9 protein-coding genes are annotated in these 12,574 nt (G+C 52.6%); 2 read left to right on the forward strand and 7 right to left on the reverse strand.

The features are described 5' to 3' along the window. Positions 1-2 precede the first annotated feature (2 nt). From gshB to AYI96_RS02470, 5 genes are all read right to left on the reverse strand, one after another. Positions 3-962: a glutathione synthase gene (gene gshB, locus AYI96_RS02450; RefSeq protein ID WP_039034154.1), complete on the reverse strand. Its 960-nt coding sequence runs from the start codon at positions 960-962 to the stop codon at positions 3-5. Between the two features lie 43 nt (positions 963-1,005). Then, entirely contained in the window at positions 1,006-1,737 is a 732-nt protein-coding gene (gene rsmE / locus AYI96_RS02455) for a 16S rRNA (uracil(1498)-N(3))-methyltransferase (protein ID WP_039034155.1), read from the reverse strand. Between the two features lie 18 nt (positions 1,738-1,755). After that, on the reverse strand, positions 1,756-2,493 hold the full coding sequence (locus AYI96_RS02460; RefSeq protein ID WP_260852941.1) for an endonuclease: 738 nt from the start codon (positions 2,491-2,493) through the stop codon (positions 1,756-1,758). A 113-nt stretch (positions 2,494-2,606) separates the two neighbouring features. Further along, the gene (locus tag AYI96_RS02465) at positions 2,607-3,176 is read right to left on the reverse strand and encodes a SprT family zinc-dependent metalloprotease (RefSeq protein WP_039034157.1); all 570 of its coding nucleotides are present in this window, start codon (positions 3,174-3,176) and stop codon (positions 2,607-2,609) included. Between the two features lie 71 nt (positions 3,177-3,247). After that, positions 3,248-4,396, reverse strand: a complete 1,149-nt coding sequence (locus AYI96_RS02470; RefSeq protein ID WP_144360935.1) for a hypothetical protein — start codon at positions 4,394-4,396, stop codon at positions 3,248-3,250. Between the two features lie 266 nt (positions 4,397-4,662). On the opposite strand from AYI96_RS02470, the gene blaOXA reads away from it, so the two are divergent. Continuing rightward, on the forward strand, positions 4,663-5,532 hold the full coding sequence (gene blaOXA, locus AYI96_RS02475; RefSeq protein ID WP_144360936.1) for an OXA-55 family carbapenem-hydrolyzing class D beta-lactamase: 870 nt from the start codon (positions 4,663-4,665) through the stop codon (positions 5,530-5,532). A 103-nt stretch (positions 5,533-5,635) separates the two neighbouring features. Here the strand turns inward: blaOXA and AYI96_RS02480 are convergent, their stop codons facing one another. Continuing rightward, positions 5,636-6,547, reverse strand: coding sequence for a LysR family transcriptional regulator (locus AYI96_RS02480; protein ID WP_025008920.1), 912 nt, complete (start codon positions 6,545-6,547; stop codon positions 5,636-5,638). Positions 6,548-6,668: 121 nt separating this feature from the next. Between AYI96_RS02480 and AYI96_RS02485 the strand changes: the two genes are divergently transcribed. Further along, positions 6,669-11,222, forward strand: a complete 4,554-nt coding sequence (locus tag AYI96_RS02485; RefSeq protein WP_144360937.1) for a biotin carboxylase N-terminal domain-containing protein — start codon at positions 6,669-6,671, stop codon at positions 11,220-11,222. A gap of 389 nt (positions 11,223-11,611) precedes the next feature. Here AYI96_RS02485 and AYI96_RS02490 read toward each other — a convergent pair whose 3' ends face one another. After that, complete coding sequence (locus tag AYI96_RS02490; protein WP_083399827.1) at positions 11,612-12,151, reverse strand: outer membrane beta-barrel protein; 540 nt, start codon at positions 12,149-12,151, stop codon at positions 11,612-11,614. Positions 12,152-12,574 lie beyond the last annotated feature (423 nt).

Raw genomic sequence — 12,574 nt, forward strand, 5'->3', positions numbered from 1 at the left:
TCTCATCCTTGTTGTTTTTGTTGCAGTCTTTGCTCAATGGCATTCATCAGCATGCCGGTGATATTGACATCGAAAGCCGCTTCAATCTCTTTGATGCAAGTTGGGCTGGTAACATTGATTTCGGTGAGCTTATCCCCAATCACATCCAGACCGACGAAGATCAGGCCGCGCTTTTTAAGCTCTGGCCCCAGGGCTCTGGCAATGGCCCAGTCACTTTCTGACAGAGGCTGGGCAACACCGCTGCCACCGGCTGCCAGGTTACCGCGGGTTTCGCCCTTCTTGGGGATCCGCGCCAAACAGTAGGGGACAGGCTCGCCGTCGATGACCAGAATACGCTTGTCACCCTTGGTGATCTCAGGAATAAATACCTGCGCCATGGCATAGTTTTGGCCGTAGTTGGTCAGGGTTTCTATGATGACCCCCAGGTTGGGGTCGTCCTGCTTGACCCTGAATATAGATGTGCCGCCCATGCCGTCCAATGGCTTGAGGATCACATCGCCATGCTGAGCATGGAAAGCGCGTAACCGCTGCGGATCGCTACTGACCAGTGTGGTGGGGGTGAATTGACTGAACCAGGCGGTAAACAGCTTTTCATTGGCATCACGCAGGCTCTGTGGCTTGTTGACTATCAGTACCCCGGCCTCTTCGGCGCGCTCAAGCATGTAAGTGGCGTAGATGTATTCGGTATCGAACGGTGGATCCTTACGCATCAGAATCACATCCAGCTCCTTGAGCGGCGTGTCGGTCGCTTCACCCAACTGGTACCAATCAGTGGGATCTTCCTGAACTTTGAGTGGCCGCATCTTGGCCCAGGCTTCGCCCTGCAGCAGCGCCAGATCCTGCATCTCCATATAGAAGAGCTCATAGCCGCGGGACTGCGCCGCCAACAACATGGCGAAGCTGGAGTCTTTTTTGATGTTGATATCCTTGATGGGGTCCATCACTATGCCGAGCTTGATCATGATGCCTTTCCTTTATTCGTTACGCCCACCGGGCGGAAAATGGTTAACCCAGATCGCCGAATCTGAGTTGCAATGCGGTAATGGCGGTTAGCGCCGCGGTTTCGGTGCGCAGTACTCTGGGGCCGAGCAGAACTTCAGTAAATGCCTGGGTTTCTGTCATGGCAATTTCCTGCTCCGACAAGCCGCCTTCCGGACCTATCAAGAGTCGCACCTTGTTGTTTGGCAGCTCAAGGCCATTGATGCCGTGAGCGGCTCTGGGATGCAGATTGAGTTTCAATGCTGTTGTTGGCTCGGCGCACCAAGCGGCCAGCTCCATGACTGGTCTCACTTCAGGAACCCGGCTACGGCCGGATTGCTCACAGGCGCTGATAACAATTTTTTGCCACTGCTGCAGTTTCTTTTCTAACCTATCGCCGCTGAGTTTAACGCCGCAACGCTCTGAAAACAGTGGCGTGATGGTGTTAACCCCCAACTCTACCGATTTTTGCAAGGTGAAGTCCATGCGATCGCCGCGGGAGATCACTTGCCCCAGGTGCAGATCCAGAGGGGACTCAGAGGGATTGTCCATGGCAGACAGCACGTTCACATCCACGGCCTTCTTTCCGGCGCTGACGATAGTGGCCGGATAGTCTTTACCATCGCCATTGAACAGGCTTATCTGCTCGCCGCTGGACATCCGCAGCACTCGGCCGACATGGGCGCTGGCATCATCATCCAATGACAGGACTTGCCCCGCAGTTATTGGACCTGGGTGATAAATTCTCGGCACTCTCATGCTCTGTGTTCCTTAGGCTTAATGTGTTCTGCCATTGAAGGCACTTTGGCTGCAGGCAGCCTGCACCCATGGATTGTGATTACCCTGAGAGGTGGCAATCGCCTGATCTCGTTGGCATTCAATAGTATCAACTGGATAGCTTTTGTCCCAAGCCTTGAATAACTTTAATTGGCTGGAGGCTATCTTGAGCCCATAGGTTTGTTGCATATAAAGGTAGGTTCGGGCGATGCGCCCCCTTGCCTGCGCTGGTGGCTCTGCCTTACGGCCTTTAAAGTCGACTGTCATCTGACACTGGCCATATTGGTTTGGCTTGGCGTTCCACTGGCTGAACCTGAAGTTGGACCTATCGCCGTTGACCTCACCTACGGCGGGCACCAGATTATGCAGGTCGGCCTCCATGCGCTTGAAGGTCTTGTCGTTACGGCTGCAGTTCTTGCGGCCGCCGTTTTGCCAGCACTGCAACTGATGGCCAAACTCCCAGGCAGGCACTATGTGCTCCCATTCGATGCGGTTGGCACGGGTCTGTTGTTTGCGGATTTGATAGCCGCAGCTTTCCAAGTCAGGCTGCCATTTCTTGCCTTCCATTTTGATGGCGCAGCCACAGTAGAAACTGACCGCCGGCAGGGTTTGGCTGTAGATAGTCCTGGCGCGTTTTTTTGCTTCGGGAAAACTGCTTGGATGGCTGGGCGAAGCCAGCACAGATGAGGCTGCCAAAAGCAGCGGCAGGGCCACAAGCGGCCGCTGAAGGAATGAAATCACTCTGTTCCCTAAAATCATAGCTAAGGATGCCGACAGCCGATACTTCAGGTGTCAGACTTGGAATTGTTGCAGCAGATAGTAAAAGAAGCCGCCAGGCTTGGCAACTTGGCTCAGGATGGCTGAGGGCTTAGCAGTTGGCCGCAGCGGCGGCATTGATATTTAGCCTGACCCCGCATGACCTTGTTATGGCGGCGGATGCTTAGCTCCACCACGCCGCAGCCACACTGATAGGGTAGGGTTCTGGGTTTGACCGAACTGATATCCATTGAGTGAGTGGTACGCGGTGCCAGACCGTAGATCCGTCGCATCAAGCTCTGCCACTCCTTACCATGAGGTCGGGTTTTGCCATGCAGTTGGAAGCAGAGCAGGTGACAGATCTCGTGTGGAACCACCTCATGGGTGAAGGTGTGCAGGTTTTGCTCCAGCAGTACTGGATTGAAACGCAAGCGGTTCTCGGTTGGATGAGCGGTACCGGCGCTGCGGCCTCGCAGGGCAAAGCTGACCGAGGGGCGCTTTAGTGCATGCCCCAGCGCGGCCTCCGCCTTGAGATAGCAAAGCTCTATTGCATCGAGCACTGCCTGCTGCGCTTCACTAGCGGCAGCTTCAGGCTGCGGTTTAGACGCTTGGTTGTATTCAGAGGTGTCGGCATTTTTAAGGGATCTGAACAACTGACTCAGCATGAGAAAACTCGAATTGGCATTAATTGGTGGCAAATAAGCAGAGGCGCAACCGCGCCTCTATGAGTAAGGAATTATAGGCTTTTGGCAGCCGCTGTCAGCATGGCTTTGACCTGCTCGACAATTGCCGTTTCGGTATCGGCTTCAAAACCGGCAATTCTCGGGGTGTGAATATGCCCGGTGGGAATGCGGCTGCCGAGTTGGTTCTGCAACAGGATAGCCCGGTAGGAGATTTCGTTGGACAGGTAACCGCCGCCAGAGCCCTCCACCGAAATGCTGTTTTGCAGTTCGCTCAGGCTACTTGCCTGAAACTCGCCCCGGGAAATAGTGCTGACGCTATGGTTGTCGTTGACCTTCCAGCGGCCATTTATACTTTGCATGGCCGCTACCGGCAGGGAGAACTCGACAAACTCAGGGCCATTGAGGGTATCGTTATCCAGCTTGGGGGGCAGAGGGCGCTGTATACTGGCGCCGGTGAAAATATTGCGGTTGTCCGGTGCTTCGGCGCTGCGGTTGCGGCCCGGGAAGCGCTCCAGATCGAAGTCGCTGCGCCCCATACTGACAGTGACCACCATGTCGACACTCTTGTCGCGATAAACCGGGGTCAACAGCGACTCTATGATGCCCTCATCAAAGTCGGCGAAACGCACCGGGATCATCACAGTCTCTATCTGCGCATGACGGCCGTTAACCGAAAAGCGGTAACCATCCAATGCCAAAGCGACCAGACCTGAAGGGTTGCTCTGCTCTATATTGCGGTCGAGAAAGAAGGGGTCGAATCCGGTCAGCAGTATCTTGATGCTGACATCATCTTTAAAGTCGATATCGCTGAAACCTCGGGATGACTTTTCCACTGCCTTGGTGAGTATCTGCCGTTGCCAGGAGGCGATATTGAACTTGGGCGATTGTTTGCTTAGCTCTGCGCGCATTTGCAACCGGCTCCAATAAAGGGAGCGATCGTCGCTGTGACCTGACTGCACATCTCTGACCGCCTGTTGCCACAGGCGTTGCCCCTGGTGCGCCACCATCTGGGTAACCTTGAGCTCATCGGTATGTTGGCGGTATTTGGTTACCAAATCATCAGTCAATGCCTGATAGCGCTGGACCACTTGAGGCATTTTTTCGTTGGCGGCAGGCAGGCGATCCTCTTCGACACCGGCCTGAGCCGACAGAGAAACCAGAGTACCCGACAGCAGGGCTATGGCCAGGCTAGGCTTAAACATGGCAGTTCCTTTCGCTTATAGAGTTGTAAAGTTAGGGACGGTGCGAATAAGTCCTCGTGGCCTTCTCTTTTGTGAGTGGCTTGCACAGTCATTGGCTCTCTGCGTTATTCGACCTTCTTCAAGTATGCAACACTCGCCAGCAACTGGAAAGCTATCTGTTGCCTTGCCAGATTGTTGCCACAATTGAGCAGGGCTTTGCCAGACATTTATTCACCCCAGGGCTGTATGCTTGTTGCTTTGACTGCCGGGATTAAAAGGGGAATGAGATGAATAAAGCTTTGCACAGAAAGCGCCTGAGTAAGCGTTTGCTGCTACCCATGTTGCTGTGTTTATTGGCTCAACAAACGCAGGCTGTGGCAGCGGCGCAGACCAAGGTCAGTGACGTCGGCTCTGAGGTCACGGCCGAGGGGTGGCAAGAGGTACGCCGCTGGGACAAACTGTTCGAATCCGCAGGTGTTAAAGGCTGTTTGCTGCTTTGGGATCAAAAGCGTTCTTTGGGGCTCTCCAACAATCTAAGTCGCGCCGCCGAAGCTTTTATTCCGGCTTCTACCTTTAAGATCCCCTCCAGCCTTATTGCGTTGCAAACCGGGGCAGTGCGCGATGAAACCAGTCGTTTTAGCTGGGACGGAAAGGTTCGTGAAATTGCTGCCTGGAACCGGGACCAGAGTTTTCGCACCGCAATGAAGTATTCTGTGGTGCCTGTGTATCAGCAGTTGGCAAGGGAGATAGGCCCCAAAGTGATGGCAGCTATGGTGCGGCAGCTGCAATATGGCAATCAGGATATCGGCGGTCAAGCGGACAGTTTCTGGCTCGACGGCCAACTTAGGATAACGGCGTTTCAACAGCTGGATTTTCTGCAGCAACTGCATGACAACAAGTTGCCTGTGTCCGAGCGCAGCCAGCGAATTGTCAAACAGATGATGCTGACCGAAGCGAGTACTGACTATATCATTCGTGCCAAGACAGGCTATGGTGTGCGGCATACTCCGGCCATAGGTTGGTGGGTCGGTTGGTTGGAGTTGGACGACAACACTGTCTATTTCGCCATTAACCTGGATCTGGCCTCAGCTGGCCAGTTACCGTTGCGCCAACAACTGGTGAAACAGGTGCTCAAGCAGGAACAGCTACTGCCTTGAGTATGGCTGGCACGGAATATAGAGAGCCAAAAATAAGTCACAGAAGGCCGACTTGTGTGCTGTGCTATTGATTCCTCAGCCTACTTTCATCTGCAAAGATTGGCTACATCATTAAAGATTGCAATGACTCCTGACTGTTGAAGCGTTTGGTGAAAAAGTCCAGAAACACACTGATATTGGTCGCCAGTTGCCGACGGGAGGAGTAGACGCCATAGACCTTAAAGGGCTCTATGGGCCATTCCTGCAGCAGCGGCACCAGGGCGCCACTGGCCAGTTCGTTCTTGCATACCGAATGGGACAACATGGCGATGCCAAAATCATCCAGCGCCAGTTGCTTGACCATGATGGCACTGTTTACCCGAGTGCGGCGCCTGAAGCTGGCCATGGTTTTGCGGCTACCCTTTCCCAGCGGCCAGATGGGGGCCGAACGGGAGGTACCCAGCAAGATACCATCGTGGCGGGCCAGATCTCTCGGGGTTGCCGGCGTTCCTTTGGACTTGAGATAGCCAGGGCCTGCCACCAGAATCGGCTGACGTTCAAACAGGAGCCGGGCGACAAGATCCGAAGGCTGCAGCGGGCCATACTTGATGGCGATATCATAGCCTTCGCCTACCAAGCCCACATCGGCATCGGTAAACTGTACATCCAGTTCGACCCCAGGATAGAGACGCATAAAGCCGCTGCAGAGATTGGCGATTAACTCTTGGCTGAATGAAACCGGGATCGCAATCCGCAATGAACCGGAAACATCGTTATGGGTATTCTCGATTGTGGCTTTTGCCGCTTCCACTTCGTTGCAGATGCTGTCACAGTGTTGATAAAAGAGCGCGCCCACCTGAGTGAGGCTTATTGAGCGGGTATTTCGTTGCAGCAGACGTACCCCAAGCTGTTGTTCCAGTTGGGCGATTTTTCGGCTAATGGTAGACTTTGGCAGGCCGGTTTCACGGGCCGCCTGAGAGAAGCCTTCTGCTCTGACCACTGCTGCAAATAGGAGCATCCCATTCAAATCTGGCATGTTTTTATTACTGTCTCAAAAATGGAACATAGCGTCTAAGGCAGTTTAATGGCATTTGACGGGATAACAAAGGTATATTTACTGGCTAAAAAATTTCAGAGGCTTAGCAGAGGATCGATAGATGACCAGCAAGAAGCAGCCCGCAAACACGACTCAAGCCCAGACTCCGGATCCCCTGTTTTTGCAGGCGGAGCATTTGGCTAAAGATTTTTCGCTGTTCCCAGAGCACAGCAAACAGAGCCTTTCAGAAGAGATAAAGGGTCTGTTGGATGACGATGCCATCCAGAGTAACTTAAAGTCATTGGCGCAGTTGGATGTGGATGGCTATGTTGCCAAAGTTATCCAGCCTACCCAGGACAAGAACCGTCCAGGTGCCAAAAGGATCATTGCCGATCTGAAAGGCAAAATGATCGCCGAGAGCCACAACGGCCCATTCTACAGCGCCGAAATAGAGCTGAATTTTGGTGGTCGTAACCGCCGCATCGGCTTTATCGCCCAGGAGCGCACCACGGCCAACGGTGCCTGGATGCCGGAGCACCACCTGCAGGCCTGTGAGGCGATTCGCCATTTTGCCGAATTGTCCATGCCCATCGTTTACTTGATTGATACCCCCGGAGCCGATGCCGGTGAAGTGGCCAACAGCCACAACCAGGCGCATTCTATTTCCAAGGCGATTGCCGAAAGTGCCAACGTCGATGTGCCGACTCTGGGTATAGTGATTGGTGCTGGCTACTCGGGCGGGGCTATTCCACTGGCGGCGGCCAATATACTGTTGTCGCTGCGTGATGGTATTTTCAACACCATTCAGCCTCAGGGCCTGCAGAGCATTGCCCGCAAGTACAACCTTTCATGGCAGGAGTGTGCCAAGTCTGTGGGCGTGTCCCCGGAAGAGCTTTACACTTCAGGTTGTATCGATGGCATTGTGGATTTCTCTCCTTATGATCGCGATGAGCGTCAGCACAATCTGCGCCGCGCCATCATCAGCGCCATCGAAGCCATTGAGCGCGCTGCGGTGCAGTTTGTAAAAGAATCCGATGACCTGCGCGAACATTATGATCGCAGCCTCAAGCGTTTCCTCGAGCCTTCCAAGAGCCTCAAGGCGTTGGAGTCCAACGCGGAAATGTCGGTTGCTATCAGCCCGACCATGCACCTTAACCTGTTCGGCAGCGCCTACCGTTATTTGCGTTATTTGACCCTGCGTAGCCGTATTCACTCCATCTCAATGGATCAGTATGGTCGCCTGTCCAAGGTGAGTGTGCCGGAAGGGGATCTGTTGGCCCGGATCCAGAAAGAGCAGGAGAAGGTGTTCCAGGCTTGGCTGTCCAGTCCGGATAAACTGGTTTACGACGAAGAACTCAACAAACTGTGGAGTAACTTCATCTCCAAGCGTGATGATGTTTCCACCGAGCGCAACATGCTGACCCGTCTGATCCTGGGTGAGCCGAAAGAGAACTACAAGAAGGCCCGTAAGGCGCTGTTGTTCAACATTGGTTGGTCTTTGTATCACCGCTGGAAGAGTAATGCCGCCAACAACTTCAAGGGGCTTATCCACTATCTGGAAACTCTGCCGGCAGAAGTGACCCAGGCGCCTTGGCCTGAACTGAACCAACTGACATTATTGGATGTCGTGGTCAATGAAGAACTGCGTGAAGACTTCATTTGGCAGTGTTACAACATCCTGATCTTTAACGCGCTGTACGACAATGTCGTGGGTAACCTGGCCTCTATCGCCAAGGAAGCCATGATGGCCAAGAGCCTGTCGCGTCAGTCTGTTGATGGCTTGCTGCACAAGTCTATCGACCGGGCGATTTCCACTCAGGATACCGCCAACGACAAGAGCAAGTTCTACAAGTGGCTGAAGTACTTCATGTCACAGTCCAACCGCGCTGAACTGCTGACCAAGACTGAGCAGTGGAAGAGTGTGGGTTTCCCACAACTGAACGATTCGCTGTTTGTTATCCTGACTTACTTCTTCGAACGTCTGTTGCCGGAATACTTCGACAGTGAAGAGGATAAGGGCAAGTACACAGGTGCCATCAATCCGGTGCGTATCGGTCGTCGTAAGGACTTCTGGAACCGTTTGACCATGGGTTACCAGGATCTGCTGATCCAGAAGGTGCTGCGTGACGAGAAGAAAGCCGGCAATATGACCTGGGAAAATATCATCGCCAAGTTCTTCAAGAACTTCGATGAGCTCAACGGCGACAAGATGTCGGCCAACTTGCTCAACTTCCCAGGCTTCCGTCTCTCTATTGAAGATGCACTCGACAAGGGCATTCGCCCCTGCGGTTTGATCACGGGTCTGGCAGACTTTGAACATGGCGGTAAGGCGCTGCGTGTCGGGGTTGCCGTATCCAACACCGCCTTCCAGGCCGGTGCCTTCGATATGGCCAGTGCCGAGAAGTTCTCCGCCCTGCTTATTGAGTGTGCCAAGCGCAGGCTGCCGGTGATCTGCTTTATCAGCTCCGGCGGTATGCAGACCAAAGAGGGGGCTGCTGCGCTGTTCTCCATGGCCGTGGTAAACGACCGTATTACCCGTTTCGTGCGTGACAACGAACTGCCTGTGCTGATGTTCGGTTTCGGTGACTGTACCGGTGGAGCCCAGGCTTCCTTCGTGACTCACCCTCTGGTGCAGACTTATTATCTGTCCGGTACCAATATGCCGTTTGCCGGTCAGATGGTGGTACCTGCTTACCTGCCATCCACTTCGACTCTGTCCAACTACCTGTCCAAGGTACCCGGAGCGATGAATGGCCTGGTCAACAATCCATTCAGCAATCAGCTCGATGAACAGCTCAAGAGCATAGATCCTCTAATGCCTATGCCTAACGCTGAGATAAGTGATGTGTTGACCAATGCTCTGTCGACTCTGGTGGTTGAAGTTGAAGAGGTCAGCGAAGAGATAGTACAGGACGATCCTCGTGCCCTGATGAAGCCTATCGACAAGGTGCTGGTACACGCCCGAGGCTGTACAGCGGTGAAACTGATCCGCAAGGCGCACGACAATGGCATTAATGTGGTACTGGTGGCGTCCGATCCTGATATGACTTCGGTTCCTGCCGACATGCTCAAGGAAGACGACAAGCTGGTTTGTCTCGGTGGTAATACTTCCGACGAGTCCTACCTGAACGCTTACTCAGTGTTGAAAGTGGCCGAGTATGAGCAGGTAGACGCGCTGCACCCCGGGATTGGCTTCCTGTCGGAAAGCCCACAGTTTGCTGCCCTGTGTGTGAACAACGGCGTGAACTTTGTTGGTCCAAGTGTGCACTCGATGACAACCATGGGTAACAAGTCCAACGCCATCAAGACCTCTCAGGCGCAGAATGTGCCCGTGGTACCAGGCTCTCACGGTATTTTGACCAATGCCGAGCAAGCGGTTAACGTGGCCAACGAAATCGGCTACCCAGTGCTGCTCAAAGCGGTACAAGGTGGTGGCGGTAAGGGTATCCAAGTGGTTAAGCGCCCCGAGGATATGATTGGCCTGTTCCAGAAAACCTCCACCGAAGCGGCTGCCGCTTTTGGTAACGGTGACCTGTACCTGGAAAAATATGTGACTTCCCTGCGTCACATTGAAGTTCAGCTGCTGCGTGACAAGTTCGGCAACACCAAGGTACTGGGTCTGCGTGACTGCTCGGTGCAGCGTAACAACCAGAAGGTGATTGAAGAGTCCGGTTCCACCATGCTGCCTGAAGAACTCAAGCAGAAGGTGATGGAATACACCCGTGCTCTGGGTGATGCCACCGACTATATGGGCGCAGGTACCGTTGAGTTCATCTATAACCTGGATGCCAACGAAGTCTACTTTATGGAGATGAATACCCGTCTGCAGGTAGAGCACCCGGTAACCGAAGCGACTTCCGGTATTGATATCGTCAGCGCCCAATTCGATGTGGCAGCCGGTCGCTCCATTGAAGATCTGCAGCCGCAGGAAATCGGTTATGCGATGGAAGTGCGGGTGACAGCCGAGAAGGCGGCACTGGACAGCCAGGGCGTTCTGCAGTTGGTGCCAAACCCGGGGCTTATCACTGAGTGCGTGATGCCTGAGCGCGATGATGTGGAAATCATCTCTATCGCGGCCGATGGCAAAGAAGTGTCGCCATACTACGACAGCCTGATTGCCCAGATCATCATCCGTGGTGAAAGCCGGGACGATGTGATTGCCAAGATGTATGACTATCTGGATCAGGTGGTCATCAAGGGTATCGCCACCAACATCCCGCTGCTGAAGCGGATCCTGGCCGACGAGACCTTCCGTGAAGGCGTGTATGACACCAACTATCTGCCGCGCCTGATGGCCGAGCTGGATATCCCAGCCCTGATCGCCGAAATGGAAGCCGCTGCCGAAACTCAAGGTGTGGATACCGAATCGCTGCGTGTGGGTGAGTCCAACGAGCTCAAGGTGTTGGCTCAGGGCGCGGGTATCTTCTATACCTCTCCGGCACCGGGCGAAGCCGACTTCGTTAAGGAAGGCGATATAGTGACTGTCGATCAGACGCTGGCACTGACCGAAGCGATGAAGATGTTCTCTCAGGTGACACTGGCAGGCTTTAACCGCAAAGGCGCCGAGCTGTATCCAGAGGACAAGAAATACCGCATCGAGCGGATCCTCAACAGTAATGGTCAACAGGTGTCCCAAGGCGATTTGCTGTTTGTGGTTTCCCCAGTGGAAGACTGAGGTTACAGATAGTCAGCTCAGGTAAATCGTGAACTGTTAAGCCTGAGTGTTTGCAGTTTCATTTATAAAGTTAAAAATCCGGTGGCTAACAGTCATCGGATTTTTTTATTTAACTCTCAGCATACCTTACACAATTGCCTAAGGTCTTGCTGAAAGCTTGTCTGCCATTGGCTTGTTTCCCATCATGCTGGTTTAAGTTCCTATCTGCGGGACATAGACATTAAATGACAACCAATATTATAAAAATCAATATGATAAAAAAATGCCAGTCGCCCTAAAGCTGACTGGCACTTGCCAAATGGTCAATAGTTGATGAATGAAGAAGAATGAGTTTAAAATTCCCGGGTACTTAAACTATCAGTACCCTTTGAAAACTATGTCAATACAGTTTAGAACTTGTAATCCAAGGTCAAATATACTTGCTGGCTGTCATTAATTTCGATGCCGTTCTTTTCATAGTCCTGGGCCAGGTAACGATAGCCAAGGTCTGAGGAGAAATGTTCACTCCATTTGTACTGGACACCGACTTGACCACCCCAGACGAAATCTGTTGAAGATTTGCCGGCAATCTTGTTGTCATTGGCGCCCATACTGACACCGGCGAACAGATTGACATCTTTATGCACCGGCAATAGGTAATCATAGGATACCAGCCAGCTGTATTGTTCCTGTTTGTAGTTGTTGGCGGCAACGCTGAACTTATCTTCCATGTAACCAAAAGTACCGGTAATACGGTGTTGCTGTTCAATCAGCATACCTATACGTGCCTGATAGCTCATATCTTCGGTGTCTTTATTGACTACACCCTCAATTTCATCAGCCTGGTAGCCCAGACCTGCCCCGGCGAAGTACTCTATCTCGACTGCTTGTGCACTGCTACATACCAATGCTGCTCCTGCAGCCATCATCATTATTTTGTTCAGTTTCATCATAGACTCCTAAGACTGCTAAGTCGTTTTATTAAAATGTTTATCGGGTTGATGAGTCATACTTTAAGGTAAGTTAAGCGCTTACAGAAGCCCGCAACTATGTGTCTCTTTGTCTCAAAAAATAGAACAATAAGAGCCTTGTCACAGAGATAGCTTCAGATCTTGTGTGATAACTATGAGGGGAGGGGATGATGCTGGGATTGCCGCCGCTAAAGTCTCTATCTACTTGATTTTATTGTGTATTTTGGATTGTCCAAGTTGGAGTTGTTAGGCAGGTTGTGCACAAGTCCCATGCGTGCGTAGCGTCGGTTTACCGGCTTGGATGTAAGGTGTTTTAAGCCGTCGAAGCTCCAAGCTCATTCATATAATTTTATTATTTAACAGTTGGTTAGGTTTTTATTGGCGATTTGGTGAGTGCATGTT

Source organism: Shewanella sp. MSW (assembly GCF_007636515.1).
Lineage (GTDB): Bacteria > Pseudomonadota > Gammaproteobacteria > Enterobacterales > Shewanellaceae > Shewanella > Shewanella indica.